This window comes from Novosphingobium sp. FW305-C-111 (assembly GCF_058783565.1).
The window spans coordinates 239,507-264,818 of sequence record NZ_JBYSYP010000001.1; the positions used below are offsets into that span (position 1 = coordinate 239,507).

26 protein-coding genes are annotated in these 25,312 nt (G+C 67.2%); 14 read left to right on the plus strand and 12 right to left on the minus strand.

The annotated features are described in order from the left end of the window. Positions 1 to 26: 26 nt before the first annotated feature. On the plus strand, positions 27 to 1,286 hold the full coding sequence (locus tag AC3WLD_RS01285) for a NupC/NupG family nucleoside CNT transporter (RefSeq protein ID WP_492555090.1): 1,260 nt from the start codon (positions 27 to 29) through the stop codon (positions 1,284 to 1,286). 29 nt (positions 1,287 to 1,315) lie between these two features. On the opposite strand, the gene mutS is transcribed toward AC3WLD_RS01285, so the two are convergent. Next, positions 1,316 to 3,892 (minus strand): DNA mismatch repair protein MutS, encoded by a 2,577-nt coding sequence (gene mutS / locus AC3WLD_RS01290; RefSeq protein WP_492555331.1) that lies wholly within the window; start codon positions 3,890 to 3,892, stop codon positions 1,316 to 1,318. A gap of 108 nt (positions 3,893 to 4,000) precedes the next feature. Between mutS and AC3WLD_RS01295 the strand changes: the two genes are divergently transcribed. The 3 genes from AC3WLD_RS01295 to AC3WLD_RS01305 all read left to right on the plus strand — a co-directional run bounded on the left by AC3WLD_RS01295 (position 4,001) and on the right by AC3WLD_RS01305 (position 8,427). After that, on the plus strand, positions 4,001 to 5,617 hold the full coding sequence (locus tag AC3WLD_RS01295) for a hypothetical protein (RefSeq protein WP_492555091.1): 1,617 nt from the start codon (positions 4,001 to 4,003) through the stop codon (positions 5,615 to 5,617). Positions 5,618 to 5,711: 94 nt separating this feature from the next. Continuing rightward, on the plus strand, positions 5,712 to 7,973 hold the full coding sequence (locus AC3WLD_RS01300; protein WP_492555092.1) for an NADP-dependent malic enzyme: 2,262 nt from the start codon (positions 5,712 to 5,714) through the stop codon (positions 7,971 to 7,973). Positions 7,974 to 7,977: 4 nt separating this feature from the next. Continuing rightward, the gene (locus AC3WLD_RS01305) at positions 7,978 to 8,427 is read left to right on the plus strand and encodes a protein tyrosine phosphatase family protein (RefSeq protein WP_492555093.1); all 450 of its coding nucleotides are present in this window, start codon (positions 7,978 to 7,980) and stop codon (positions 8,425 to 8,427) included. A gap of 1 nt (position 8,428) precedes the next feature. Here the strand turns inward: AC3WLD_RS01305 and AC3WLD_RS01310 are convergent, their stop codons facing one another. The 4 genes from AC3WLD_RS01310 to ykgO all read right to left on the minus strand — a co-directional run bounded on the left by AC3WLD_RS01310 (position 8,429) and on the right by ykgO (position 10,895). Further along, a complete protein-coding gene (locus AC3WLD_RS01310; RefSeq protein WP_492555094.1) occupies positions 8,429 to 9,196 on the minus strand; it encodes a sulfite exporter TauE/SafE family protein in 768 nt (255 codons plus the stop codon). Between the two features lie 116 nt (positions 9,197 to 9,312). After that, entirely contained in the window at positions 9,313 to 10,032 is a 720-nt protein-coding gene (gene trmB, locus AC3WLD_RS01315; RefSeq protein ID WP_492555095.1) for a tRNA (guanine(46)-N(7))-methyltransferase TrmB, read from the minus strand. Further along, positions 10,029 to 10,643: an HAD family hydrolase gene (locus tag AC3WLD_RS01320; protein WP_492555096.1), complete on the minus strand. Its 615-nt coding sequence runs from the start codon at positions 10,641 to 10,643 to the stop codon at positions 10,029 to 10,031. Before AC3WLD_RS01320 ends, trmB begins: the two co-directional genes overlap by 4 nt. 126 nt (positions 10,644 to 10,769) lie before the next feature. Further along, positions 10,770 to 10,895 (minus strand): type B 50S ribosomal protein L36, encoded by a 126-nt coding sequence (ykgO, locus tag AC3WLD_RS01325; RefSeq protein ID WP_003046794.1) that lies wholly within the window; start codon positions 10,893 to 10,895, stop codon positions 10,770 to 10,772. 168 nt (positions 10,896 to 11,063) lie between these two features. Here ykgO and AC3WLD_RS01330 point away from each other — a divergent pair, with 168 nt between their 5' ends. Beyond that, on the plus strand, positions 11,064 to 11,819 hold the full coding sequence (locus AC3WLD_RS01330; protein ID WP_492555097.1) for a hypothetical protein: 756 nt from the start codon (positions 11,064 to 11,066) through the stop codon (positions 11,817 to 11,819). Here the strand turns inward: AC3WLD_RS01330 and galE are convergent. Further along, positions 11,813 to 12,814 carry a UDP-glucose 4-epimerase GalE gene (gene galE, locus AC3WLD_RS01335; RefSeq protein ID WP_492555098.1) on the minus strand — a complete coding sequence of 334 codons (1,002 nt, stop codon included), beginning with the start codon at positions 12,812 to 12,814 and terminating at the stop codon, positions 11,813 to 11,815. The genes AC3WLD_RS01330 and galE overlap by 7 nt on opposite strands. A 212-nt stretch (positions 12,815 to 13,026) precedes the next feature. Here galE and AC3WLD_RS01340 point away from each other — a divergent pair, with 212 nt between their 5' ends. The 3 genes from AC3WLD_RS01340 to AC3WLD_RS01350 are packed head-to-tail and all read left to right on the plus strand — an operon-like array spanning position 13,027 to position 14,929. Then, positions 13,027 to 13,623, plus strand: a complete 597-nt coding sequence (locus tag AC3WLD_RS01340) for a DUF4136 domain-containing protein (protein ID WP_492555099.1) — start codon at positions 13,027 to 13,029, stop codon at positions 13,621 to 13,623. Continuing rightward, positions 13,620 to 14,762, plus strand: coding sequence for a M14 family metallopeptidase (locus tag AC3WLD_RS01345; protein WP_492555100.1), 1,143 nt, complete (start codon positions 13,620 to 13,622; stop codon positions 14,760 to 14,762). Before AC3WLD_RS01340 ends, AC3WLD_RS01345 begins: the two co-directional genes overlap by 4 nt. A gap of 41 nt (positions 14,763 to 14,803) precedes the next feature. Then, the gene (locus tag AC3WLD_RS01350; RefSeq protein ID WP_492555101.1) at positions 14,804 to 14,929 is read left to right on the plus strand and encodes a hypothetical protein; all 126 of its coding nucleotides are present in this window, start codon (positions 14,804 to 14,806) and stop codon (positions 14,927 to 14,929) included. 187 nt (positions 14,930 to 15,116) lie between these two features. On the opposite strand, the gene arsC is transcribed toward AC3WLD_RS01350, so the two are convergent. Continuing rightward, the gene (gene arsC / locus AC3WLD_RS01355) at positions 15,117 to 15,461 is read right to left on the minus strand and encodes an arsenate reductase (glutaredoxin) (RefSeq protein ID WP_492555332.1); all 345 of its coding nucleotides are present in this window, start codon (positions 15,459 to 15,461) and stop codon (positions 15,117 to 15,119) included. A gap of 136 nt (positions 15,462 to 15,597) precedes the next feature. Between arsC and AC3WLD_RS01360 the strand changes: the two genes are divergently transcribed. Next, entirely contained in the window at positions 15,598 to 17,670 is a 2,073-nt protein-coding gene (locus tag AC3WLD_RS01360) for a TonB-dependent receptor (RefSeq protein WP_492555102.1), read from the plus strand. Here AC3WLD_RS01360 and AC3WLD_RS01365 read toward each other — a convergent pair. Then, a complete protein-coding gene (locus tag AC3WLD_RS01365; protein ID WP_492555103.1) occupies positions 17,648 to 18,205 on the minus strand; it encodes a (2Fe-2S)-binding protein in 558 nt (185 codons plus the stop codon). The two genes, AC3WLD_RS01360 and AC3WLD_RS01365, sit on opposite strands and share 23 nt — an antisense overlap. A 142-nt stretch (positions 18,206 to 18,347) precedes the next feature. After that, positions 18,348 to 19,109 carry a class II aldolase/adducin family protein gene (locus AC3WLD_RS01370; protein ID WP_492555104.1) on the minus strand — a complete coding sequence of 254 codons (762 nt, stop codon included), beginning with the start codon at positions 19,107 to 19,109 and terminating at the stop codon, positions 18,348 to 18,350. Between the two features lie 28 nt (positions 19,110 to 19,137). Between AC3WLD_RS01370 and AC3WLD_RS01375 the strand changes: the two genes are divergently transcribed. From AC3WLD_RS01375 to AC3WLD_RS01385, 3 genes are all read left to right on the plus strand, one after another. Beyond that, positions 19,138 to 19,773: an SOS response-associated peptidase gene (locus AC3WLD_RS01375; RefSeq protein ID WP_492555105.1), complete on the plus strand. Its 636-nt coding sequence runs from the start codon at positions 19,138 to 19,140 to the stop codon at positions 19,771 to 19,773. Positions 19,774 to 19,897: 124 nt separating this feature from the next. Then, the gene (locus AC3WLD_RS01380) at positions 19,898 to 20,506 is read left to right on the plus strand and encodes an HNH endonuclease (RefSeq protein WP_492555106.1); all 609 of its coding nucleotides are present in this window, start codon (positions 19,898 to 19,900) and stop codon (positions 20,504 to 20,506) included. Further along, entirely contained in the window at positions 20,503 to 21,195 is a 693-nt protein-coding gene (locus AC3WLD_RS01385; protein WP_492555107.1) for a hypothetical protein, read from the plus strand. The genes AC3WLD_RS01380 and AC3WLD_RS01385 overlap by 4 nt, the downstream gene beginning before the upstream one ends. Here AC3WLD_RS01385 and AC3WLD_RS01390 read toward each other — a convergent pair. Together AC3WLD_RS01390 and AC3WLD_RS01395 are read right to left on the minus strand one after the other, a co-directional pair. Next, positions 21,192 to 22,202 (minus strand): NAD(P)H-dependent flavin oxidoreductase, encoded by a 1,011-nt coding sequence (locus AC3WLD_RS01390; RefSeq protein ID WP_492555108.1) that lies wholly within the window; start codon positions 22,200 to 22,202, stop codon positions 21,192 to 21,194. The two genes, AC3WLD_RS01385 and AC3WLD_RS01390, sit on opposite strands and share 4 nt — an antisense overlap. A gap of 199 nt (positions 22,203 to 22,401) precedes the next feature. Beyond that, positions 22,402 to 23,658, minus strand: coding sequence for an aspartate kinase (locus AC3WLD_RS01395; protein ID WP_492555109.1), 1,257 nt, complete (start codon positions 23,656 to 23,658; stop codon positions 22,402 to 22,404). A 79-nt stretch (positions 23,659 to 23,737) separates the two neighbouring features. Between AC3WLD_RS01395 and ubiG the strand changes: the two genes are divergently transcribed. Continuing rightward, positions 23,738 to 24,598: a bifunctional 2-polyprenyl-6-hydroxyphenol methylase/3-demethylubiquinol 3-O-methyltransferase UbiG gene (gene ubiG, locus AC3WLD_RS01400; protein ID WP_492555110.1), complete on the plus strand. Its 861-nt coding sequence runs from the start codon at positions 23,738 to 23,740 to the stop codon at positions 24,596 to 24,598. A 4-nt stretch (positions 24,599 to 24,602) separates the two neighbouring features. Beyond that, the gene (locus AC3WLD_RS01405; protein WP_492555111.1) at positions 24,603 to 24,890 is read left to right on the plus strand and encodes a TM2 domain-containing protein; all 288 of its coding nucleotides are present in this window, start codon (positions 24,603 to 24,605) and stop codon (positions 24,888 to 24,890) included. On the opposite strand, the gene AC3WLD_RS01410 is transcribed toward AC3WLD_RS01405, so the two are convergent. Further along, positions 24,878 to 25,291, minus strand: a complete 414-nt coding sequence (locus tag AC3WLD_RS01410; protein ID WP_492555112.1) for an acyl-CoA thioesterase — start codon at positions 25,289 to 25,291, stop codon at positions 24,878 to 24,880. The two genes, AC3WLD_RS01405 and AC3WLD_RS01410, sit on opposite strands and share 13 nt — an antisense overlap. Between the last annotated feature and the right edge of the window lie 21 nt (positions 25,292 to 25,312).

The following is a 25,312-nucleotide window of genomic DNA, read 5'->3' on the forward strand; positions in this document are numbered from 1 at the left end:
AGCTTGGATCAGGGACAACTCACCCGATGCGCGTCGTACTCAGCCTCGTCGGGATGGCCCTCATCCTGCTTGTCGCCTTTCTGCTTTCCGCGAATCGCCGCGCGATCCGCCCGCGGGTGGTGGCCTCCGCTTTCGCGCTGCAGGCCGGATTCGCGGCGCTGGTGCTCTATTCGTCGTGGGGCAACGCGGCGCTGCAGGGCGCAGCCGCCGGGGTTGCCGGACTGCTCGGCTATGCCCATGCCGGCGTGGAGTTCCTGTTCGGCCCGCTGGCCAAGCCGGAAATCGGCGGGACCAGCTTCGCCATCGCCGCGCTGCCGGTGATCGTGTTCTTCGCCGCGCTGATCTCGATCCTCTACTACCTCGGGATCATGCAGCTGGTGATCCGCTGGATCGGCGGCGGGCTCGAGAAGATCACCGGCATCAGCCGAATCGAATCGCTGTGCGCCGCCTCGAACATCTTTGTCGGGCAGAGCGAGGCACCGCTGGTGATCCGGCCCTATCTCGCCGCACTGACCCCGTCGCAACTGTTCTGCGTGATGACGGTGGGCATGGCAGGCGTCGCGGGCACGATCCTCGCCGCCTATGCCAGCATGGGCATCCGCATCGACTACCTCGTCGCCGCCGCCTTCATGTCTGCACCGGGCGGCATTCTCATGGCCAAGCTGATGATGCCCGACGAACCGCCCGCCCCGGCGGAGGTCGCGGACGAGGCCTTGCCCAACCCGCACGTCAAGCCGAGCCTCGCCTCCGACGAGGAAGAGCGCCCCGCCAACATCATCATGGCGGCGAGCCAGGGCGCGCAGACCGGCGTCAAGCTGGCGGTCGCGGTCGGCGCGATGGTGCTGGCGTTCGTCGCGCTGGTCGCGCTCGCGAATGGGCTGTTCGGCTGGGTGGGCAGCTGGTTCCGCGCCCCCGACCTCTCGTTCCAGTTGGTGCTCGGCTACGTCTTCGCTCCCGTGTTCTACCTGCTCGGCGCGCCGAACTGGGCCGAGGCGATGCATGCCGGCGGGCTGTTCGGCTCCAAGCTGGTGCTCAACGAATTCGTCGCGTTCATCGAGCTGGGCAAGGACACCTCGCTGTCCGAGGCGACTCGCGCGATCGTGACCTTTGGCCTTTGCGGTTTCGCCAACTTCAGCTCGATCGCGATCCAGATGGCGGTGACCGGCGGCCTCGCCCCGAATCAGCGCCCGATGATTGCCAAGCTGGGCATCCGCGCGCTGGCGGCGGGGAGCTTGAGCAACCTGATGAGCGCGGCGCTCGCGGGGTTGTTCCTGGGGCTGGCGTAACGCACTCGCGTCCCCGCCTGCGCGGGGGTTCAGCCTTCTGCTTCCCTCTTCAGCCGGTACAGCTCCTCGAGCGCCTCGCGCGGGCTGAGCGCATCGACGTCAAGGCCCTTCAGCCGCTCGCGCAGGTCGTCGCGCTGCTCTTCTTCGGCCTGCAACGCCGCCGCGAACAGCGGCAGGTCGTCGAGCCCGGCGGCGAGCCCGCCGGTCGCGGCACGGCCCTTTTCGAGCTTGTCGAGCACCGCCTTGGCCCGCCGCACCACCGGCGCGGGCACTCCCGCGAGGCGCGCGACGGCCAGGCCATACGACTTGTCCGCCGGTCCCTCGGCCAGCTCGTGAAGCAGGACGAGGTCGCCCTTCCATTCGGTCGCCCGGACATGGTGCAGCGAAAGCGAATCGCAGGATTCCGCCAGCCGCGCGAGTTCGTGGTAGTGCGTGGCGAACAGGCAGCGGCACTTGTTGACCTCGTGCACCGCCTCGACCACCGCCCACGCCAGCGCCAGCCCGTCGTAGGTCGAGGTTCCGCGGCCGACCTCGTCGAGGATCACGAAGCTGCGCTCGGTCGCCTGGCTGAGGATCGCGGCGGTTTCGACCATCTCGACCATGAAGGTCGAACGCCCGCGCGCGAGGTTGTCGCTCGCGCCGACCCGGCTGAACAGGCGGTCGACCATGCCGACCGTGGCGCTATCCGCGGGCACGAACCCGCCGGCCTGCGCCAGCAGGACGACCAGCGCGTTCTGGCGCAGGAAAGTCGACTTGCCGCCCATATTCGGCCCGCCGACCAGCCAGAGCCGATCGCTCAGGGATAGCCGGCAGTCGTTGGCGACGAAGCGCTCGCCGCGCCCCGCGAGCGCGGCCTCGACCACCGGATGGCGCCCGCCGGCAATGTCGAGGCAGGGTTCGTCGATCACCCGTGGCAGCGCCCAGCGGCCTTCGGCGGCGCGCTCGGCCTGGCCGGCGGCGACGTCGATCCGGGCGAGGGCCGCGGCGGTCGCGGCGATCTCGGTCTTGCGGGCGACAGCTTCGCCCACCAGTGTTTCGAAGTGCGCTTCCTCGGCGGCGAGGGCATGGCCGCCCGATTCGGCGATCCGGCTCGCTTCCTCGTGCAGCGCCAGCGCGTTGAACCGCACCGCCCCGGCCATCGTCTGGCGGTGGGTGAAGCCCGATTCGGGCTCCATCAGCCGGTCGGCATGGCGCGCCGGAACCTCGATGAAGTAGCCGAGCACGCCGTTGTGGCGGATCTTGAGGGCAGAGACCCCGGTCTCGTCGCGATATTTCGCCTCGAGCGCGGCGATGGCGCGGCGGGCGTTGCCCGAAACGCGGCGCAACTCGTCCAGACCGTGGTCGTACCCTTCGGCGATGTAGCCACCCTGCGATCGCTCGGTCGGCGGGGCCGGCACCAGCGCATGGGCGAGATGATCGACCAGCGCGGCATGGCCGCTGAGCGCGGGCAGCAGCGAGTCGAGCAGAGCCGGGCGATCGCCGCGCTCCTCGAACAACTGCCGCAGCCGCCATGCTTCGCTCAGGCCATCGCGGAGCTGGCCGAGATCGCGGGGCGAGCCGCGTCCCGCCACCACCCGGCCGAGTGCCCGCCCGACATCGGGCAGCGAGCGCAGGATCGCGCGCAGGTCGCCGCGCAGCAGCGGGTCGTCGTGCAGCCAGCTGACCAGTTCGAGCCGCGCCCGGATAGCGCCGGCATCGGTGAGCGGGGCGGACAGGTCCTCGGCGAGCAGGCGAGCGCCCGCTCCCGTCACGCAGCGGTCGATCGCCTCGACCAGGCTGCCCTTGCGGGTTCCGGCGGAGGAGACGAGGATTTCGAGGCTGGCGCGCGTCGCCTCGTCCATCGCCATGTGGCCGCCGCTTTCGCGCGCGACGGGTGGCAGCAGCAGCGGCAGGCGGCCGCGTCCGACATGGTCGAGGTAGGCCACCAGTCCGCCCGCCGCCGCGAGCATCGCCCGGGTGAACTGCCCGAACCCGTCGAGCGTCGCCACCGCATGGACCGCCTTCAGCCGCGATTCGCCCTCGCTGCTGGCGAAACCGGACGCGGGGCGGGGAATCGCCGAATCGGGTGCCGCCTCCCAGGCTTCCGGGCAGACCAGTTCGCTTGCGCCGAGCCGGGCCAGCGCGGCGGCCATGTCAGTGGTCGCACATTCCTCCAGCTCCATCCGACCGGTCGAGATGTCGCAGGCGGCGATCCCGATCGCCCCGCGCACCTCGCACACGGCAGCGAGCACGTTGGCCCGGCGCGGCTCGAGCAAGGCCTCTTCGGTCAAGGTCCCGGCGGTGACGAAGCGGACGATGTCGCGGGCGACCAGCGCCTTCGATCCGCCGCGCCTCTTCGCTTCTTCGGGCGTTTCGACCTGTTCGGCGATGGCGACGCGGCAGCCGGCCTTGATCAGCCGGGCGAGGTAGCCCTCCGCCGAGTGGACCGGCACGCCGCACATCGGGATCGGCGCCCCGGCGTGCTCGCCCCGGCTGGTCAGCGCGATGTCGAGTACCTGTGCAGCCACTTTCGCATCGTCGAAAAACAGTTCGAAGAAATCGCCCATCCGGTAGAACAGCAGGCAGTCTCCTGCCTGCTGTTTCAGCGCAAGATATTGCGCCATCATCGGAGTTGCGGCATTTGCAGTCACGGGTGGACGGGTAGCCAATGCGACCACGTTTCTCAAACCGCCGCCCCCGCCTTATCGACACCTTGGCTCCGGGATCCTTCCACGTTGCGTGACCGTCCTTCGCTGTGGAGCTTGCCGGGCCGCTGGGGCGACGACTGGCGCAGCACGCTGTGGGACTGGCACGGCCCCGCCCTGCCGTGGCTGCGCACGCCGGCGGTGGTGCTGATCGTCCTGGCCATCATCTTCCCCTATTTCCTCGTCGAGATCCCGCCGCTGGTCGACATTCCCGGCCACACCGGCGCCGCGGGAATCGAGGCCGCACCCCCGGGGAGCCCGCTTCACGACTATTTCGGCTGGGAATGGCTGCTGACGCTGAACCTCGGCGGCGAAGTGCTGATGAAGCTGCTCTCCTACCCGTTCGGGGTGCTGGCGGCGGGATGGTGGAGCACCGTGATCGCCACCGCGCTGTTTGCGTTCGGGGCGCTGGCGATGATCCGCGTGCTCAACCCGCGTGGCGGCCACGGCGCAAGTTGGGCGCTGGTGTTCATCTATTCGTTCCCGCTGCTGACCGGATTCCTCAACTACATCCTCGCGACCGGGCTTTCGCTGTGCGCGTTCGCCGCATCGGTGTGGTTCGAGAAGCAGCCGAGGAAACGCGCGATCCTGCTCATGGCCATCCAGCCGGTGGCGCTGCTGTGCCACGCCATCGGTGGACTGCTGCTGCCGATCACGGTCGCGACATATGAGCTGGGCAAGCTGATCGACGAGAAGGTGAAGAGCCCCCGGGAGATCGTCCGCCGCCTGGTGATCGCCTGCTGGCCGCTGGCGATGACGGTGCTGACGATCCTCGTCTGGAAGGTCCTCAGCAGCGACCAGGGCGCCAAGGGCGGGCTCAAGTGGCGCTGGGCGCAGAAGGGCTGGTCGTTCGTCCTGACCCTGCGCGACCAGGTCTATGAGCTCGACATCGCGACGATGGTCGCGTGCATCCTGATCGTCCTGCTCGGCGTGTTCGTGGGCGCGCGGTGGAACTGGCGGCGGGGGCTGCCGCCGCTCGCGATCCTGCTGATGTTCGTGGCGATCCCCAGCGACATCCAGGGCAGCGCGCTGGTCGACATCCGCCTTCTGCCGATCGCATTCCTGATCGCGCTCGGCCTGCAGGACTGGAGCAAGGCCCGGCCCCGCCTCGCCCGCACCGTGGCGCTCGCCGGATCGGTCGTGCTGGCGGCGCGGCTGCTGGTGATCGGCGCAGGGTTCGTCGAATACCGCGACGACTATGCACGCCAGCTCGCCGCGCTGAACCACGTCGAGCCCGGCAGCCGGATCATGGTCTTCGTCCAGCACTCGTGCCTGCAGATCGACTGGCGCAACACCCGGCGCGACCACATTGCCAGCCTCGCCAGCATCTACCGCGAGTCGTGGGTGAACGACAACTGGGCGGTGCCGGGGCTGCACATGCTGCAGACCAAGTTCAAGCCGGCGAAATACTTCTCGGCCGATCCGTCGGAGTTCGTGTGGACGCCCAGGTGCGGCCGGCGCCTGCGCACCATCGGCGGGGCGCTGAAGCGTGCGCCGATCGACAAGGTCGATTACGTCTGGCTGATCGACACCGGCATTCCCGCCAAGGTCGACAACCGCATGCGGCTGGTCTGGCGCGACGGGCGAAGCCTGTTATTTGCGGTCGAGCACTTGGGTTTTCCGAAGCACCGGCCTAGCAAGGAGTGAAGTCGGCAGAATCGGCATGGACATTGTTCTGGCAGGGCGACCCGAACGGGCGCGGGCGACCTGACCGGGGGGCAAGAACAAGGAGTTGGGGAAAATGGCGGAAGACAGCAACGTCCGGTTTACGGAGCGCGAGGCGCTTTTCTATCACAACACGATCCGCCCGGGTAAGATCGAGATCATCGCCTCGAAGCCGATGGCGACGCAGCGCGATCTCAGCCTCGCCTATTCCCCCGGCGTCGCGGTCCCGGTCCAGGCTATCGCCGACGATCCCGCCACCGCCTATGACTATACCGCCAAGGGCAACCTCGTCGCGGTCATCTCCAACGGCACGGCCATTCTCGGCATGGGCAACCTCGGCGCGCTGGCCTCGAAGCCGGTGATGGAAGGCAAGGCGGTGCTGTTCAAGCGCTTCGCCGACGTCGATTCGATCGATATCGAGCTCGACACCGAAGACCCGCAGGCCTTCATCGACGCGGTGACCCTGATGGAGCCGAGCTTCGGCGGCATCAACCTTGAGGATATCAAGGCGCCGGAGTGCTTCATCATCGAGCAGGCGCTGAAAGAACGCCTCAAGATCCCGATCATGCATGACGACCAGCACGGCACCGCGATCATTTCCGCGGCCGGCCTGCTCAACGCCTGCTTCCTCACCGGGCGCAAGCTGGAAGACGTCAAGGTCGTGGTCAACGGCGCCGGCGCTGCGGCGATTGCCTGCACCTCGCTCGTCAAGTCGATGGGCGTGCGCAACGAAAACGTCATCATGTGCGATTCCAAGGGCGTGATCTATGTCGGTCGTCCGGGGATCGACCAGTTCAAGTCGGCCCATGCCGCAGTGACCGACACCCGCACCCTGGCCGAAGCGCTGGTCGGGGCCGACATCTTCCTTGGCCTCTCGGCCAAGGGCGCACTCAAGCCCGAAATGATGGAGAAGATGGCGCCCCAGCCGATCATCTTCGCCATGGCCAACCCTGATCCGGAAATCACCCCGCCCGACGCCAAGGCGATCCGGCCGGACTGCGTGATCGCCACCGGGCGTTCGGACTATCCGAACCAGGTCAACAACGTGCTCGGCTTCCCCTTCATCTTCCGCGGCGCGCTCGACGTACGGGCGACCGCAATCAACGAGGAGATGAAGATCGCCGCCGCCACCGCGATCGCCGAACTCGCGCGCGAGCCGGTGCCGGAGGAAGTCTCCGCCGCATACGGAATCAACCACCAGTTCGGGCTCGACTACATCATCCCCGCCCCGTTCGATCCGCGCCTGATGGAAGTGGTTTCCTCCGCGGTCGCCAAGGCGGCGATGGAAACCGGCGTCGCCCAGAAGCCGATCGCCGATTTCGACGAATACCGCCACAGCCTCAAGGCGCGGCTCAACCCGACAACCTCGGTGCTCACCAACGTCTATGCCAAGGTCAAGCAGAACCCCAAGCGGGTGGTCTTCGCCGAGGCGGAAAACGAAGTGGTGTTGCGCGCGGCGATCCAGTTCCGCGACTTTGGCTACGGCACCCCGGTGCTGGTCGGGCGCGATCAGGTGGTCCGCGACAAGCTGGTCGAACTCGGCATCGAGGATCCCGACAGCTTCGAGATCCACAACTCGGCGATCAGCCCGCACGTGCCGGCGATGGTCGAACTGCTCTATGATCGGATGCAGCGTCGCGGCTTCCTCGAGCGCGACGTCAAGCGCATGGTCAACCAGGACCGCAACGTCTTCGCCTCGGCGCTGGTCAAGCTCGGCCATGCCGACGCGATGATCACCGGCATGACCCGCACCTTCTCGCAGACGATGAAGGAAGTGCGCCAGGTCCTCGACCCGAAGCCAGATCACCTGCCGTTCGGCGTCCACCTGATGGTGGCAAAGAACTATACGGTGTTCCTCGCCGACACGACCGTGAACGAGCGCCCGAGCGCGGAAGACCTCGCGCACATCGCGATCGAAACCGCCGACGTCGCCCGCCGCATGGGTCACGAACCGCGCGTCGCGTTTCTTTCTTTCTCGACCTTCGGCAACCCGATGGGCCGCTGGCTCGATCCGATCCGCGGCGCGGTGGCGATCCTCGATGCCAAAAATCCCGGCTTCGAGTACGAGGGCGAACTCGCGCCCGACGCCGCACTCAATCCGCGGGTCATGGAAAACTATCCGTTCAGCCGGCTGTCGGGACCGGCCAACGTGCTGGTCATGCCGGGGCTGCAGTCGGCCAATATCTCGGCCAAGCTGCTGCGCGAGCTGGCTGGCAACGCGGTGATCGGGCCTATGCTGCTGGGCATGGAAAAGCCGGTGCAGATTGCGCCGATGACCTCGATCGCGCCCGACATCCTGACGCTGGCGGTGCTTGCCGCCGCGGGCATCGCGGGCTGACGAAATGGACGATCCGGCCTCCGTCACCAACTGGCGGAGGCTGGACGACCGCCTGACCACCTCGGGCCAACCGGGCGAGGACGAGCTTGCCCGGATCGCGGCGCTAGGCGTGCGGACCGTCATCAACCTCGGCCTGCACAGCCACGAGCGGGCGCTGCCCGACGAGGCGGACAGCGTTGCCGGGCTGGGGATGGATTACGTGAATATCCCTGTCCCGTTCGACGCACCGGACGACAGTCACTTCACAGCGTTCTGCGCGGCCATGGCCAAGAACGCGGACGGGCCGGTGCACGTCCACTGCATCATGAACTGGCGCGTCTCCGCCTTCGTCTATCGCTGGAAACGCGACGTGCTGGGCGAAGACGAACCAGCCGCACGGGCGGACATGCTTGCCATATGGGACCCATGGGACAACCCGGCGTGGGCCGGGTTCGTCGGGCCAAAGCCCGCCTAGCTCAGCCCCAGGCCTTCCAGACGCTGTAGGCGCTGGTCAGGGTCAGCACGATGCCGACCAGGATCAGCATGGTCTTGGCCGGAAAGTGCTTGGCCGCCCAGGCGCCCAGAGGCGCAGCGAGCAGGCCGCCGATCAGCAGGCCCAGCGTTGCGCCGGCCACATCGGCGATGCCCAGGTGATAGATGAACGCCGCCGAGACCGTCAGCGTCAGGAAAAACTCGACCGTGTTGACCGTGCCCACGACCTTGCGCGGGTCAGCGCCCTGGATCAGGAGGTTCGAGGTGACCACCGGCCCCCAGCCGCCCCCACCTGCCGCATCAAGGAAGCCGCCAAACAGCCCGAGTGGGGCAACGTACTTCGCCTCCTTGATTTTCGGGGGATACATGATCCCGCGGATCAGGATGTAGAAGCCGATGCCAGTCAGGTAGAGCATGACAAAGGGCTTCACCACGCCGGCATCCAGCGACGACAGGACATACGCGCCAAGGACGCCGCCGATGACGCCCGGAATGAGGAGACGGAAGAAAAGGCCTTTCTCGACGTTGCCGTGAAGCAGGTGGCTGATCCCCGAAGTGGCCGTGGTGAAGCACTCGACCAGGTGAACCCGCTGCGAAGCCAGCGCCGGGGGCACGCCAAGGAACCCGACCAGCAACGTGTTCGAGATCACGCCGAACGCCATGCCGAGCGCGCCGTCGACCATCTGGGCGGCAAAGCCGACGGCGATGTAGGGGAGCAGGGAATAGAAATCGAAAGTGCCGAAGATATCCATTGCCCCACCTTCGCGAATCAAACTCCACTTGGCGGGTAGAGTTAGATCGACAACGGCGCCATAAAGATTTTCATGCGCGCGCCAAAGCGCACCTGATTCGCGCCGGGCGGCGGAGTTCAGCCTTTGCGGCGGTAGCGGAAATACCAGACCTCATGACCGTAAACGGTCCGCGCCTTGTGCTCGTAGCGCGTCTCGGGCCAGCCGCCGGGACGTTTCTGGAAGTCGCCCGGCTTTTCGCACAGCCACTCGAACTGGTGAGAATGACGGCGCATGACCATCAGCGCGTGGCGCAGGTAGACGGCATGGTCGGTCCCAAAGCGGAACTCCCCGCCGGGCCGCAGCTTCGCCGCGAACAGGTCGACCGGGCCGTCGTTCATCATCCGCCGCTTGGCGTGGCGGGCCTTGGGCCAGGGATCGGGATGGAGCAGATAGAGGAACGAAAGCGATCCGTCGGGGATGCGCCGCAGCACTTCGAGCGCGTCGCCATGGTGGATGCGGACGTTGCCGATCGGCGGGTGGGCCCCGTTGTCGCCCGCGACATGGGTCAGCGCCTGCGCCACCCCGTTGAGGAACGGCTCCGCGCCGATGAAGCCGTGGTCGGGGAGCATGTCGGCCCGCGCCGCCATGTGCTCGCCGCCGCCGAAGCCGATCTCGAAGTGCAGCGGGCGGGGTTCGCCGAACAGGCGCTCGGCCGTCACCTCGCCGTCCGCAGGCACCGCGATCTGCGGGAGCAGCTCATCGACCAGCGACTGCTGCGCGGCGCGCAGCGGCTTGCCCTTGGCGCGGCCATAGAGCCGGTTGAGCGTGGTCGGATCGCCGGGCTTGTGCGCGGTCACCGGATCAGCCCCCGTTCGGCAAGGTCGGCCGCGAGCACCGCCGCATCACCAAGGAAGTGATGCACCTGCCAGCCGAGCGCTTCGGCGGCGGCGATGTTGGCGAAGTTGTCGTCGATGAACAGCATCGCCTGCGGATCGCGTCCGAAGCGCGCTGCCGCCAGTTCGAAGATGGCCGGATCGGGCTTGGCGAGCTTCTCGGTCCCCGACACCACGATGTCGTCCATGTGGTCGAGGATCGGGAACGTCGGGCGGAACATAGCCCAGGTGTCATGCCCGAAATTGGTGACCGCATACTGCGCCATGCCCCGGGCCGAAAGCTGCTCGACCAGCGCGTGCGTACCCTCCACGGGGCCGGGCACCGAATCGAGCCAATGGGTCCGATAAAGCTCGATCAGGTCGGCGTGCTCAGGAAACTCGGCCTTGCGCTCTTCGACCAGCGCATCGATCGACTCGCCGGCGTCATGGCGGAAATGCCAGGCCTCGGTCACCACGGTGCTGCAGAACAGCGCGCGCTCGCCTTCGTCGGGAATGGCGTCGCGGTAGATGCGCGAGAGGTCCCACTGTACGAGGACCTTGCCGATGTCCCAGACGACCGCATGGACCGGTTGCACGATGTCACGAGCTCCAGATACGACATGTCCAGAAACGACTGAGCCCCCGCGATGGCGGGGGCCGCGTGCCTCCTTCGAGGCGGTGCAGGCTGCACGAGGTCCCCGCTCTCGCGGGGACGCGGCAAATCAGCCCTGGCGCGCCTTGAAGCGGCGGTTGGTCTTGTTGATCACGTAGGTCCGGCCACGGCGACGGATCACGCGGTTGTCCCGGTGGCGGTCCTTGAGCGACTTCAGGCTGTTGCGAATCTTCATGACGAATCCTTTGCCCGAAGCGACCGGGCCTCAAATTGAAGTGGCGCGGTTAGTGTCGCGACTACGCCAAGTCAAGCAAAACGGACCTCGTCCCGGATCGTTAGGTCCTTGCGTTGCCGGTTGCCAGGTGGAATGCAAGCGGCGGAGGGATCGCGATGAATGTCCTGCATGCAATCTGACGCCGAATCCGGGATCGTCCATCAGGCCGGGGCACCAAGCTTCCTCAATACCCGGCTGATGGCCATCAACGCTTTCGAGATCGATATCCCGGAACCCGTCATCGCCGCGCTGCGTCCGATCGCCGCCCAGGTGCGGGACCTAGAGGAACGGGGCGAGACCCATCGGCTCGGCCATGGCCTTCGGCTTTATGTCGAACGGCCGCGCGAATGGCGGAGCGATATCTGCTGGATAAGTCATGCCGACGAGCCGACCTATCGCTGGTTCGAAAACATCTATCGAGGGCTCGGACTCGCCGAAGCGGTAGCGCCTTACGTCCCCCACGACCGCGCGATCCGGCTCTATGCCGGCTTCTTCGTGACCCGTTCGTGGTGCGACGCTCTCGACATGCATTACGATTGGCTCGGATCCGAAAATCACGCTTTCACGCTGATGGCTCCCTTGACCGACAATGCCGGCGGACTGGGTATGACCTACGAAACCCTGCACCGCCGACACGCGGACTTCACCTACCGCGTCGGCAAAGGCCTCGTTTTCGGTTCCCGGTTCTGCCATTCCACTTCGGTGGGACGACTGGACGAGCGCGCGGTCTTCCTGTGCATGAATTTCGGCACCGACCGCATGGAGCACTGGCCGGAACTGGCGCGAACGACCGGGACCCAGGGCGATTTCTTCCGCCAGCCCGACGGCAGCTTCATCCATCGCGCCGACTGGGAGGCGACGACAGGCCAGACGCGCCGCTATTGAGCGCCGCGGATTTCCGAAAGCCGCCGCTCCCACGCGAGCGCGTGGTTCACGATGGTGTCGAGGTCGGCGTACTGCGGCACCCACGGCACGGTCGCCTTGATCCGGCTGTTGTCGGAAATCAGCGAATCGGGGTCGCCGGCGCGGCGGCCTTCGATCCGGCGGTCGATCTTCATGTTGGTGACGCGATCGACCGCGTCGAGCACCTCCATCACCGAGAAACCCTTGCCGTATCCGCAGTTCATGGTGAGCGAGCGACCGGGCTGTTCGATCAGGCCTTCCAGCGCCAGGACGTGCGCAGCGGCGAGGTCGGAGACGTGGATATAGTCGCGCACTCCGGTTCCGTCCGGCGTGTCGTAGTCGGTCCCGAACACCGACACGTGACTGCGCTTGCCCAGCGCCGCCTCGACCGCGACCTTGATCAGGTGCGTTGCCCCCTCCGTCGACTGGCCGCTGCGGGCTCGCGGGTCGGCCCCGGCGACATTGAAATACCGCAGCGCGCAGTAGTTGAGCGGATGGGCCCGGGCGACGTCGGCGAGCATCGTCTCGGTCATCAGCTTGGACATGCCATAGGGATTGATCGGCGACTTCGGGCTGTCCTCGGTCACCGGCGAGACTTCCGGGATCCCGTACGTCGCGGCGGTCGAGCTGAAGATGAAGTGCGGCACTCCCGCCGCCACCGCCGCCGCGATCAGCGCCCGGCTCTTGGCGGTATTGTTGTGGTAGTACTTGAGCGGGTCGGACACCGATTCCGGCACGATGATCGATCCGGCGAAGTGCATGACCGCCTTCGTCCCCTGTTCGGCAAAGATCCGGGCGAGGAGGTCGCCGTCTTCGATGTCGCCCTGGTAGAACGGCACGTCATCGGGCACCGCCCAGCGGAAGCCGGTGACGAGATTGTCGATCACCGCGACCGGCCACCCGGCATCCTTGAGCGCGAGGACGGCGTGGCTGCCGATGTAGCCGGCGCCGCCGGTAACGAGGACGGGAACGGGCATCGAATCACCTTGGGAGAGGAGTGGTCGCTCGCTGCCTAGCAGCAGCGCATGGCAGTTTGGCAGCGGCATAGTCCGCAATGGCGGAATTTTCATGCCCGTTCAGCGCCCCTCAAGCCACTGGCGGCTAAATCGCCTCCACCTTCCCGACCAAATGACATTGCGGCACCCGTGCAACTGCGCGAGACCGGTGAACTGCAACAGGAACCCAGACGATGCGTTTTGCCCATCTTCCGCTTCTCGCCGGCGCGGCGCTGCTGGCATCAGCGGCTCCGGCCGCAGCCAAGGGCGTCGAAGTCACCCGTTTCCATACGCCCGAGACCCTGGCCCGCCTCGACCGCGCCGCGATCGCGGTGGTGCCCGCACCGGGCAGCGATGCCGCATCGCTCGAAAGCCGGGTATGGCTGAGCGCCGTGGAGCGGGCTCTGCCCGGTCCCGGCTTCACCGCCGCTGCCGACGGCGCCTCCGACAAGATTGCCGAAGTCCGGGTCGAGCGCCGTTCGTGGCGGCCGGAGCGCAACCGCGGCGGGGTCAGCGTCGGCGTCGGCGGCTCGACGGGCGGCTATGGCAGCGGCGTCGGGCTTGGCATCGGCATCGACCTGTCGGGCAAGCCGGCCGAGTTGACCGAGACGACCCTGTTCGTGACCATCCGCGACAAGACGACCGGCCAGCCGCTGTGGGAAGGCCGGGCGGAGCAGACCGTGAAGTCCAAGTCGAAGGACGCCGATCCGGACGTTGCGGCGGACAAGCTGGCGCGCGCGCTGTTTGCGGGCTTCCCCGGCAAGTCGGGTGACACTATCTCGGTCAAATGACCGAAAGCCTCATCGCCATCGACGCCGCGTTCGACGCCGGCAACATCGAAGTTCTCTCGGTCGAAGGTGCCACCGCGCGCCTCGCGATCCGCAAGGACAACGAATCGGACTTCTTCCAGTGGTTCCACTTCCGCGTCTCCGGGGCAGCGGGGCGGACACTGACGCTGAAGATTACCGGGCTGGGCCGCTCTGCCTATCCCGACGGTTGGCCCGGCTACCGTGCGGTGGTGTCCGAGGACCGCGAGTTCTGGGGGCGGTGCGACACTGCCTATGACCGCGGCGAAGATGGCGGAACGCTGACCATCACCTGCACTCCCGCGGGCGATTCGGCGTGGTTCGCCTATTTCGCGCCGTACTCGATGGAGCGGCACCACGACCTCGTCGCCGACGCGGCGGGGAGCGAGGGGGTTACCTATCGCAGGCTCGGGACCAGCCTCGATGGCCAGCCGATCGACTGCCTCGAGCTTGGCGAGGGGCCGTTCCAGGTCTGGCTCTATGCCCGCCAGCACCCCGGCGAGACGATGGCCGAGTGGTGGATGGAAGGCGCGCTCGAGATGCTGACCGATCCGGCCGACCCGCACGCCCGGCGGCTCCGGCAGAAGTGCCGCTTCCACGTGGTCCCCAACGCCAACCCCGACGGCTCGCGGCGCGGGCATCTGCGGACCAACGCCGCGGGAGTGAACCTAAATCGCGAGTGGGCCGAGCCGACCCACGGGCGCTCGCCCGAAGTGGTGGCGATCCGCGATGCGATGGACCAGACCGGCGTCGACTTCGCGATGGACGTGCACGGCGACGAGGCTATCCCGCACGTGTTCCTCGCCGGGTTCGAGGGCATTCCGTCGTGGAGCGAGGCGCTGCAGGGCGGATACGACCGCTACAAGGCGATCCTCGAGCGGCGCACGCCTGACTTCCAGACCCGGCGCGGCTATCCGGTGGCGCCCGCCGGTCGGGCCAACCTGGCAATGAGCACCAACCAGCTCGCCGAGCGCTTCGGCGCGGTGTCGATGACGCTGGAAATGCCGTTCAAGGACAACGACGACTTGCCCTGCGCCGCGCAGGGCTGGAGCCCGGAGCGGTCGATGCTGCTTGCCCGCGAGTGCCTCGCCGCGCTCGACGAGTGGCTGGCGGAACGCGGCTGATCTTTACCCGGTGTTAGGACCTCGCGGCGCACTCTCGCGCCATGGACCTCGCGCTCGCCCGATTCCACATGCCCGAGCTTCCGCCGCTGGAGGAAATCCTGCGCGCCGGGACGGTGCTCGGCTGTGCGCTGGCGCTGATCTTCGCGGGGCCGCTGCTGCCCTTCTGACGTTTGCCGGGTGACACTGGGTGACACCGTGTCACCTGCATCTTTTTCACAATTCCAAGAGCTTGCCGTAAGCCGGGTAGGTTACACGGGCGAGGAAAACGCCCTCTCCCCGCGTAGGACCGGTGATCGACGATGGGAAAGAGCGTCGCAGGCCGTCATCGCAAATCCGGCGCGTGTAGGACAGCGTTTACAGGATCTCCCGCACCACCTCCTGCGGCCGGCAGAGGCGCACGCCCTTGTCGGTTTCGACCAGCGGGCGCTCGATGAGAATCGGCTCCGCGGCCATCGCGGCGAGCACGGTGGCATCATCGGCTTCCGGCAACCCGCGCTCGGTCGCATCCGTGCCGCGGGTGCGCAGGCCCTGCTGCGGGGTGATCCCGGCATCGCGATAGAGCTGGGCGAGCTTTTCGGCGCTGGGCGGGTTCTTCAGGTATTCGACCACGGTCACGTCCACCCCCGGCGTTTCCTCGAGGATTGCCAGCGTCTTGCGCGAAGTGCCGCAGTTCGGGTTGTGCCAGATCGTCGCCTTCATGCCCTGCTCCACCGTGAGAATGCGCCATCGCTCTAGCGCGGCGATATTTTTTCTCAATTTGATCCTTGTCAATGCGAACGATTCGCAATAGCAGCCAATTCGCTATTGAGAGTTGTTCGCAATTAGGGGATCTGTCTTGTCGTCATTCCACCGCCCGCTCGCCCTTGCCCTGCTGAGCGGTGCCGCACTGATCCCCGTGGCCGCGCAGGCCGAAGATGCTGCCGCCGAACCCGTGATCGTCGTGACCGGCCAGAACGACGGCTACCGCGCCATCGATGCCAATGGCACCAAGACCCCGACCCCGCTGATCGACGTCCCCCAGAGCGTCACCGTGCTGACCCGCGAACAGCTCGACGACCAGGGCATCACCCAGCTCGGCGAGGCGCTGCGCTATGTCCCGGGCGTCGTGCTCGGCCAAGGCGAGGGGCACCGCGACCAGATCAACCTGCGCGGCCAGAACACCACCGCCGACTTCTACCTCGACGGGCTGCGCGACGACACGCAGTACTACCGCTCGCTCTACAACATCGAACGGGTCGAAGTGCTCAAGGGCCCCAATGCCCTGCTGTTCGGCCGGGGCGGCGGCGGCGGGGTGATCAACCGGGTGAGCAAGACCCCTGATTTCGACGAAGCCAAGGGCCTGCTCACCGGCAACGTCGACAGCTTCGGCGCCTTCGCACTCGCGGCCGACTGGAACCAGCCGCTGGCCGCCAATGCCGCCGCCCGGCTCAACGCGACCTACGAGGAATTCGACAACCACCGCCAGGACTTCGAAGGTCGCTTTATCGGCCTCAATCCGACTGTGGCCATCGAACCGGGCGAGGCCACCCGCATCGAGCTGTCCTACAACTACGACGACGATCGCCGGGTCACCGACCGCGGCGTGCCGTCGCTCGCCGGGCGGCCGCTGACCGGTTTCGACGACACCTTCTTCGGCCGCGCCGACATCAACACCGCGAAAGTCGAAGCGCATATCGGGCAGGCGCGGATCGACCACGAACTGAGCGACAACCTGTCGTTCAACGTGCTCGGCCAGTACAGCCACACCGACAAGTTCTATGCCAACATCTATCCCGGCGGCGCGGTCGTCATCCCTGCCTCGGGCCCGCGCACGGTGCCGCTGTCCGGCTACCAGAGCGGCACCTTGCGGGATAGCTGGGTCGGCCAAGCGAACCTCGTCTGGACCGGTGATACCGGCGGCATCGGCCACACCCTGCTCGCCGGGATCGAGGCCAGCGACCAGGACACCCACAACACCCGCCGCAACACCAACAACGGCTCGGTCGACCTGGCCGAGCGGATCAGCCCGCCCGCCTTCACCTTCGGCCCATTGGTGACGGACAACCGCACCGGGGTGACCACGCTGTCCGCCTATATCCAGGACCAGGTCGAACTGGCCGAGTTCCTCCAGGTCATCGCCGGGGTCCGCTACGACGAGTTCCGCATCACCGGGCGCAATGCCATCAACGGAGTCGGCGCCACACGCACCGACCGCAAATGGTCGCCGCGCTTCGGGGTGGTGCTGAAACCGCAGGCGAACCTGAGCCTCTACGGCAGCTTCACCCGCACTTTCCTGCCGCAGTCGGGCGACCAGTTCGGCGGGCTCGACGCGACCCAAGCCACCCTGGCACCCGAGCAGTTCGAGAACCTGGAAGCGGGCGTGAAGTGGGAGCCGGTTCCGCAACTAGCGCTGACTGCCGCCGTCTACCAGCTCGACCGCGAGAATTCGCGCTTCAACAATCCGGTGACCGGGTTCGCCGAGCTATCGGGCAAGACCCGGACGAAAGGCGTCGAGCTGCAAGTGGCCGGCCGCATCCTCCCGCAATGGCAGGTCAGCCTCGGTTACACCCGCCAGGACGGTGAGGTTCGCTCGGCAACGACCGCCGCGCCTGCCGGACGCCGGCTGGCCCAGCTGCCCAAGCACCAGTTCTCCGCATGGAGCCGCTATGACCTGACCCCGCGCCTGGGCTTGGGCCTTGGCGTGACCCACCAGTCGTCGAGCTTCGCCACGATCAGCAACGGGGTGACCCTGCCCGCCTATACGCGGGTCGATGCCGCGGTGTTTTTCGACCTCTCCGACCGGCTCTCGCTACAGCTCAATGTCGAGAACCTGCTGGACGAGGACTACTTCCCGGCCGCCCACACCGACAACAACATCTCCACCGGCGAGCCGCTGAATGCGCGGCTTACGGTGAAGCTGAAGATATAGGGCGTGGCGCGATGGCCGGAACGGCGCGGGCTGCGTCGTTCCGGTCGACCCGCGGCGGCGGGGCGGCATCGACCGTCTCCTCGCGCCGCATGATCCGCCCGGCGCGCTGGACGGCGCGAACGAGCCGCGGGTAGACCCCGCAGCGGCACAGGTTGGTCAGCGCCTGCCGGATCTCATCGTCCGAGGGATTGGCGTTGCGCGCGAGCAGCGCGGCGGCGGTCATGACGATCCCGGGCGTGCAGAACCCGCACTGGATCGCCTGCTCCGCCACCAGCGCCTGCTGGACGGGGTGCGAGCGGTCTGCCGACAGCGCCTCGATCGTGGTGACGTAGCGGCCTTCGGCCTCGGCCAGCGTCAGCGTGCACGAATGCAGCGCCTCGCCATCGACGATCACGGTGCAGGCGCCGCAGTCACCGGTGCCGCAGCCGTACTTGGTCCCGGTGAGGTTTGCCGCATCGCGCAGCGCGAACAGGAGCGGCGTGTCCGCGTCCATGCGGAACTGGACGGGCCGGTCGTTGACGGTGAGGCGGCTCATGGACCTGTCCTAGAGCAATTCACCGCGCACCGGAATCGTCATTGCGAGGCCGCAGGCCGAAGCAACCCAGAGAGGTTGCGGAAACCGCTGGATTGCTTCGTCGCTACGCTCCTCGCAATGACGAAGGTGGCTTGCAGGAACATCAATCGCGCCAGCTGCGGTCCACCCGGTCGAGCTTGCGGGTCCAGGCGGCGAAGTCGGCCGCGCCGGGGCCGCCGGGGAGTGAGACCTGGTTCAGGTCGCGCTGGTGGACCTCGATGACCTCGTCCGGGACGACCAGCGGCTGGCCCGCGGCCATCGTCGCCAGCTGGATCTCGCACGCGCGCTGCAGGCTCCAGTGCATCAGGAAGATTTCGGGGATCGAGCGCCCGAGGATGACCGGGCCGTGGTTCTTCAGCATCAGGATGCGCTTGTCGCCAAGGTTCTCGAGCAGCCGCTCGGCCTCTTCCGAGCGCACGGTGACCCCCTCGAAGTCATGATAGCCGAGCCGCCCGGCGAAGTTGCAGGCGTAGAAGTTCAGCGGCTGGAGCCCGCCTTCCAGCGAGCACACCGCCATCGTCGCGGTCGTGTGGGTGTGGCAGATCGCGTGGGCCCACGGCACCTTGTCGTGGAAATAGGAATGCTGGGTAAAGCCCGCCTTGTTCACCGGATAAGGGCTGCCGTCGAGGTTGTTGCCCTCGATGTCGATCTTGACGAGGTTCGAGGCGCAGACCTCGGAATAGAGCAGGCCGTAGGGGTTGATGAGGAACGCGCCTTCCTCGTCCGGAACCTTCACCGAGATGTGGTTGTAGATCGATTCCGACCAGCCGAGCATGTCGAAGATGCGGTAGCAGGCGGCCAGTTCCTGGCGGACCTTCCATTCGGCTTCGCTGCAGTCGATATTGCGCTTGAGCTGGGTGGCCATCGTTCTCTCTCCACGCGAGTCCATTGCTATGTGCAACTTGTATCGCATGACCAGCAACCCGCAAGCCATCGCGCAGCTGTTCGCGCCGGTGGCGACGGGCGGGCTCAACCTGCCGGCCTTCCACGAGATTTTCCCGGACTACAGCGCCCCGGTGCTCGTTGCAGGCGCGGAGGCCGGCGCACCGCGGCGACTGGAGATGATGCGCTGGGGCTGGCCGGGGTTCGGCGAAGTGAAGCGGCCGATCACCAACATCCGCAACCTTGCCTCGCCGATGTGGCGACATGCGCTGGCCGATCCGGCGCGGCGGTGCTTGGTCCCGGTGACGGAGTTCTCCGAATGGTCTGCGGCGCCCGATCCGGCGACGGGGCGCAAGACAAAGCACTGGTTCGCGCTGCGGGATCAGCCGCTGTTCGCCTTTGCCGGGCTGTGGCGGCCGACCACGGACGGGCCGCGCTATGCCTTCCTCACGTGCGAGGCCAACGGCGTGGTCGGGCGGGTCCATCCCAAGGCGATGCCGGTGATCCTCGCGGACGCCGAGGCCGCGAACCGCTGGATGACCGCCGACGGCCCGGCCGCGGCGGCGATGCAGTGTGCGCTGGCCGACGCGCTGATGCACGAGGTCGAAGTGTCCGATCCGCCACCGGCGCAAGGCTCGCTGCTGTAAGCCCTGTGGAAACCCCGTATGGCTCCCCCTTGACGCAACCGGGCCTTGGTGGTCCTTTCCCGGCCATGCGTCACCAAGTCGTCACGCCGCGCTGCCACATCCCGGTCGATGACCGGGCGGAGCCATGTACCATAAGGCGCTGATCGAGCGGGCCGCCGCGGCGCGGGCCAATCCGGGCGACGAGAGTCGCCATCTTTCCAGTTGTCCGGCGCTGGTCCTCAACGCCGATTACACCCCGCTCAGCTATTATCCGCTGAGCCTGTGGCCGTGGCAGACCGCGATCAAGGCGGTGTTCCTCGAGAGGGTGGACATCGTCGCGACGTATGAGCGCGAGGTGCACAGCCCCTCGCTCGACATGAAGATTCCCTCGGTCATCGCGCTGCGCCAGTACGTGAAGCCGAGCGAGTTTCCCGCCTTCACCCGCTTCAACCTGTTCCTGCGCGACCGTTTCGCCTGCCAGTACTGCGGCAGCCCCGACAACCTGACCTTCGACCATGTCGTCCCGCGCAGGCTCGGCGGACGCACCACCTGGGAAAACGTCGCCGCCGCCTGCGCGCCGTGCAACCTCAAGAAAGGCGGGCGCACGCCGCGCCAGGCCGGAATGCAGCTTGGGGTCGAGCCGATCCGTCCGACCAACTGGCAACTCCAGGAACGCGGGCGCAGCTTCCCGCCGAACTACCTTCACGATTCTTGGCGCGACTGGCTGTACTGGGACATCGAGCTCGAAGCATGAGCGGTGACCGGCGCATCTGGCTGTGGCGGCTGGCTGGCGCGGCGGGGCTAGCCGTCGCGCTGATCTCCCTGAGCTTCGGCAGGATCGAGGGGATCGATGCGTGCAAGTCCCACGAGGACCCGATCCTCGCGTTCGAGCTGGTCGCGCGTCCCTCGCAGGCCGCATCGCTGTTCCCTCCGGACTGCCGCGACGCCCAGCTCGTGGCGCAGCGCGAAGCGCTCCGTCTCGACAACCTCGCGTTCATCCCGGCGTACGGGCTGTTCCTCATCCTCGCGCTCTATGCCCAGTTGGGCGAGCGCAGCCGGAGGACGGCACGGGCGATCCAGGTGCTGGCGGCGATGGTTGGCACGGCGATGCTGGCCGACTGGTGGGAGAACAGCCGCCTCGCCATCCTCGCCGACACTTATCCCGGCACGGTGGAGCTGATCGGCCAGCTGTACCCGGCGGTGCGGGTCAAGTTCCTGCTGCTGGGGTTCGTGATGACCATGCTCGGCGCGCTGCACATGCGCGCAGGCGGTATCCGCCGACTCGCGGGCGCGATCATTGCCGTAAGCGCGGCCTGGGCAACGGTGGCGACGGTGGTCGCGCCGCATGGCCTCGTCTATCCGAACACGATCGCGTGGGGCACGCTGATCGCGCTGAGCCTGTTTCTCGCGATCAGGCCGCCGCGTCCGATCCCCGAAGACTAGCGCCGCGACAGCGCGGCTTCGCTCTCGGCCAGCAGTTCGGCGATGATCGCCGCGACGGGCTCTTCCTTCGTGACCATGCCGACAGACTGCCCGGCCATGACCGAGCCGTTCTCGACATCGCCGTCGATGACCGCGCGGCGAAGCGCGCCGGCCCAGAAGTGCTCGATCTCGAGCTGGGCGGCCGCCATGTCGACCGCGCCCTCGTCGAGCAGGCGGGCGACCTCGATCTGCTTGGCGGTGAACTCCTCGGTGCCCTTGTTCTTGAGCGCGCGGACCGGGATCACCGGCAGGCGCGGGTCGACTTGGACGCTGGCGACGGCGTCGCGGGCGTTGGCGCGGAAGAACATCTTCTTGAAGGCCGGGTGAGCGATCGATTCGCTGGCGCAGGCAAAGCGGGTGCCGAGCTGGACCCCCGCCGCACCCATCTCGAGATAGCCGGCGATAGCCTCGCCGCGGCCGATCCCGCCGGCGACGAAGACGAGATGGTCGGCGGCCAGTTCGGGCAGGAATTCCTGCGCGAGCACGCTCGTCGCGACGGGGCCGATGTGCCCGCCGGCTTCCGAACCCTCGATGACGAGCGCGTCGGCGCCCGAGCGGAACAGCTTCTTGGCGAGCGCCAGCGTCGGCGCGAAGACGATCACTTTCGCGTCGAACGCCTTGAGCGCCTCGACCGAACCCTTGGGCGGGATGCCGCCCGCGAGCACGACGTGGCCGACCCGGTGGCGGGCGCAGACCGCGATCAGATCGAACAGCTGCGGGTGCATGGTGATGAGGTTGACGCCGAACGGCTTGCTCGTCAGCGCCTTGGTCCCGGCAATCTCCTGGTCGAGCAATTCGGGCGTCATCGCCCCGCAGGCGATCACCCCGAAACCGCCGGCGTTGCTGATCGCGGCGACGAGGTTGCGCTCCGACACCCAACTCATCGCGCCGCAGAGGATCGCGTGCTCGCTGCCGAGAAATTCGGCGCCGCGTTGCATCAGGTGGCTCGTCTTGGGCGTGCTGGTCATGGCCGGCGCGCTTAGGCGAGCACCGGGCGGGCGGCAAGCATTGATCGGATCAGCCGCTGACAGTGACCCGAAACATGCTCTTTCGCGGCGCGCTACCATCAGGTAGGGGGCTTATCCAAAGTTCATTTCTCGAAGGGGCTCCAGCCCTTCGGGTCGCAGGGACCCCGCCTCCGCTTTCTCGCAGAGGCGGGGTTTCCTTTTATTCCCCGTCGAGCCCGTAAGCGGTGTGGAGCACGCGCACCGCGAGTTCGGTGGCGTCCTCGTCGATCAGCACCGAAACCTTGATCTCGCTGGTCGAGATGGCGAGGATGTTGATGCCCCGGTCCGCCAGCGCCTTGAACATCGTGCTGGCGACCCCGGCGTGGCTGCGCATGCCCACACCCACGACGCTGATCTTGGCGACCTTGCTGTCGGCGATCATCCGGTAATAGCCGATCGTTTCCTTGTGCCCTTCGAGCAGCGCCTGGCTGCGCGCAAGGTCGGCGGCAGGGACGGTGAAGGTGACGTCGGTCTCGCCCTTGTCCTTGGCGACGTTCTGGATGATCATGTCGACGTTGATCGAGGCCGCCGCAAGCGGGCCGAACACCGAGGCAACCGCGCCGGGACGGTCGGCCACGCGGGTCAGCGTGATCTTCGCCTCGTTCTTGTCGGCGGCGATGCCGGTGATCAGCTGGCGTTCCATGTCGCTTCCTTCCAGTTCCTCGTCGCTGACGATCATCGTGCCGGGGATGGTATCCGCCGCCGGGGCATCGTCGTCGATGAATGATGAGAGCACCTGCACGCGCACGCCTTCCTTCATGGCGAGGCTGACCGAGCGGGTCTGCAGGACCTTCGAGCCGACCGAGGCCAGCTCGAGCATTTCCTCGTAGGTAACCTGCTTCAGCTTCTTCGCCTTGGCGACGATGCGGGGATCGGTGGTGTAGACGCCGTCGACGTCGGTGTAGATGTCGCAGCGATCGGCCTTGACCGCAGCCGCCACCGCGACCGCCGAAGTGTCGGAGCCGCCGCGGCCGAGCGTCGTGACGCGGTTGTCGTCGGACAGGCCCTGGAAGCCGGGGATCACCGCGATCTCGCCGCGCGCCATAGAGGCCATCAGCGCTTCGGAATCGATATCGTCGATCCGTGCCTTGGCGTGGCTCTCGCTGGTCCGGATCGGCAGCTGCCAGCCGAGCCACGAGCGCGCCTTGCAGCCGAGCGCCTGGAGGTGGAGCGCGAGGAGGCCCGAGGTGACCTGTTCGCCGCTCGCCACGACCACGTCGTATTCGGCGGGATCGTAGAGCGCGTGGGCCTCGCGGCAGAAGTTGACCAGCCGGTCGGTCTCGCCGGCCATGGCCGAGACGACCACCGCAACTTCGTGCCCGGCGGCCTGCTGGCGCTGGACGATCCGCGCGACGCGGCGGATGCGCTCCGTCCCCGCCATCGAGGTGCCGCCGAACTTCATCACGATGCGGGCCACGCGAAAGGCTCCCAAACAACGAAAGAATCTTGCCCGCCCGGCCCTCGACCGCGCGGCGTGGGCGCTTTAGGAACGTCGCATGAGCAATGCAACCACGATGAGCCCGGCGACGATCCGCCCGGAGGAGGCCGCGCACTTCGGCAAGCTCGCCGCGGAGTGGTGGGATCCGAAGGGTTCCTCTGCGATGCTCCACCGGCTCAACCCGGTGCGGCTGGGTTTTGTCCGCGAGGCGATCGACATGCACTGGCCGGATGCGGCGACGTCTGTTCGGCCGCTTTCGGGCAAGCGCGCGCTCGACGTCGGCTGCGGCGCAGGGCTGCTGTGCGAGCCGCTGGCCCGGCTCGGCGCGTCGGTCACCGGGGTGGATGCCGCGGCGGAAAACATTGCCGCGGCCAAGGTCCACGCTGATGGCGCGGGGCTGCTTTCCCCCCTCCCCTTCAGGGGAGGGGCCGGGGGCGGGGTTTCTCCGGCAAGCGCTGCGACAACCGACAGCCCCCACCCCAACCCCTCCCCTGAAGGGGAGGGGCTTTCGGGCACAGTCTTCTACATCCACGGCGACCTCGCCGCGCTCGGGCTCGGCCAGTTCGACCTCGTCACCGCGATGGAGGTGATCGAGCACGTCGCCGACAAGCCCGCCTTCATCGCCGCGCTTGCGGCGTCGCTCGCGCCGGGTGGGATGATGATCCTCTCCACCCCCAACCGCACCACCGCTTCGCGCCTGCTGATGGTCGAGGGGGCGGAGCGCACCGGCATGATCCCGCGCGGCACCCATCACTGGGACGACTTTGTGACGCCGGTCGAACTGCATGACCTCTTGGGCGATGCGGGGCTGGTCATGGGCAACCCGATGGGCATCGCCTGGACCCCGGGCAAGGGACTGCACTTGTCGGACAACACCGCGCTCAACTACATCGTCACGGCAACGCGCAAAGGGGACTGAACCGATGGCACTGACCACCGCCGAACTGACTCTCGTCGAGGCGCGCGTCGCCAACGAGACGCCGAGCACCGGCGCGGCCTATGTCCTGTGGTTCTTCCTGTGGTTCGTCAGCGCGCACCGCTTCTACCTCGGCAAGCCGGGGACCGCGATCCTCCAGATCCTGTCGTACTTCGTACTGGTCGGGTTCGTCTGGGTGGTGATCGATGCGTTCCGGATCCCCGGGATGGTCCGCGAGAAGCAGAACCAGGTGCGCAGCGACGTGATGATGCAGCTGGCCGGTTATCCCGGCTGAGCAGCCTCCGCGCCGGGAAGGAAGCGGTCGATCAGGTCCCGGGCAAGCCGGGCGGGGCGAAGCGTCTGGGCATCGACGCAGCACCAGCTCGACTTGACCTCGGCGAGCACTTCCTCGCCGCGCTTGATCACGGTTTCATAGAACGCCCGCGCGCCCTGGACCTTTTCGAGGATGACGTGGGCGATCACCACGTCGTCGAGGAAGGTCGGACGGCGGTAGGTGATCTCGTGCTTGAGCGCGACCCACAGGTGGGCCGCGACCGCCTCGGCCGGCGCGAGCGCGCGCCAGTGATCGATCACCGCGTCCTGCACCCAGCGCAAGTAGCTGGCATTGTTGACATGCCCCATGAAGTCGATGTCGGCGGGATCGACGGCGATGGCGAAAAGATGCGGCTTGCTCACAAAAGTGTCAGTAACACGATT

Excerpts from the sequence above, each read along its gene's own strand:
- AC3WLD_RS01350 (WP_492555101.1), top strand. The coding sequence starts at position 14,804 with ATGGACCTCGCGCTCGCCCGATTCCACATGCCCGAGCTTCCGCCGCTG.
- AC3WLD_RS01370 (WP_492555104.1), bottom strand. The coding sequence starts at position 19,109 with ATGGCCACCCAGCTCAAGCGCAATATCGACTGCAGCGAAGCCGAATGG.
- ubiG (WP_492555110.1), top strand. The coding sequence starts at position 23,738 with ATGAGCAATGCAACCACGATGAGCCCGGCGACGATCCGCCCGGAGGAG.
- AC3WLD_RS01340 (WP_492555099.1), top strand. The coding sequence starts at position 13,027 with ATGCGTTTTGCCCATCTTCCGCTTCTCGCCGGCGCGGCGCTGCTGGCA.
- AC3WLD_RS01330 (WP_492555097.1), top strand. The coding sequence starts at position 11,064 with ATGCAATCTGACGCCGAATCCGGGATCGTCCATCAGGCCGGGGCACCA.
- AC3WLD_RS01380 (WP_492555106.1), top strand. The coding sequence starts at position 19,898 with ATGTACCATAAGGCGCTGATCGAGCGGGCCGCCGCGGCGCGGGCCAAT.
- AC3WLD_RS01300 (WP_492555092.1), top strand. The coding sequence starts at position 5,712 with ATGGCGGAAGACAGCAACGTCCGGTTTACGGAGCGCGAGGCGCTTTTC.
- galE (WP_492555098.1), bottom strand. The coding sequence starts at position 12,814 with ATGCCCGTTCCCGTCCTCGTTACCGGCGGCGCCGGCTACATCGGCAGC.
- AC3WLD_RS01345 (WP_492555100.1), top strand. The coding sequence starts at position 13,620 with ATGACCGAAAGCCTCATCGCCATCGACGCCGCGTTCGACGCCGGCAAC.
- AC3WLD_RS01375 (WP_492555105.1), top strand. The coding sequence starts at position 19,138 with ATGTGCAACTTGTATCGCATGACCAGCAACCCGCAAGCCATCGCGCAG.
- ykgO (WP_003046794.1), bottom strand. The coding sequence starts at position 10,895 with ATGAAGATTCGCAACAGCCTGAAGTCGCTCAAGGACCGCCACCGGGAC.
- AC3WLD_RS01385 (WP_492555107.1), top strand. The coding sequence starts at position 20,503 with ATGAGCGGTGACCGGCGCATCTGGCTGTGGCGGCTGGCTGGCGCGGCG.
- AC3WLD_RS01310 (WP_492555094.1), bottom strand. The coding sequence starts at position 9,196 with ATGGATATCTTCGGCACTTTCGATTTCTATTCCCTGCTCCCCTACATC.
- AC3WLD_RS01405 (WP_492555111.1), top strand. The coding sequence starts at position 24,603 with ATGGCACTGACCACCGCCGAACTGACTCTCGTCGAGGCGCGCGTCGCC.
- mutS (WP_492555331.1), bottom strand. The coding sequence starts at position 3,892 with ATGATGGCGCAATATCTTGCGCTGAAACAGCAGGCAGGAGACTGCCTG.
- AC3WLD_RS01305 (WP_492555093.1), top strand. The coding sequence starts at position 7,978 with ATGGACGATCCGGCCTCCGTCACCAACTGGCGGAGGCTGGACGACCGC.
- AC3WLD_RS01390 (WP_492555108.1), bottom strand. The coding sequence starts at position 22,202 with ATGACCAGCACGCCCAAGACGAGCCACCTGATGCAACGCGGCGCCGAA.
- AC3WLD_RS01285 (WP_492555090.1), top strand. The coding sequence starts at position 27 with ATGCGCGTCGTACTCAGCCTCGTCGGGATGGCCCTCATCCTGCTTGTC.
- arsC (WP_492555332.1), bottom strand. The coding sequence starts at position 15,461 with ATGAAGGCGACGATCTGGCACAACCCGAACTGCGGCACTTCGCGCAAG.
- AC3WLD_RS01365 (WP_492555103.1), bottom strand. The coding sequence starts at position 18,205 with ATGAGCCGCCTCACCGTCAACGACCGGCCCGTCCAGTTCCGCATGGAC.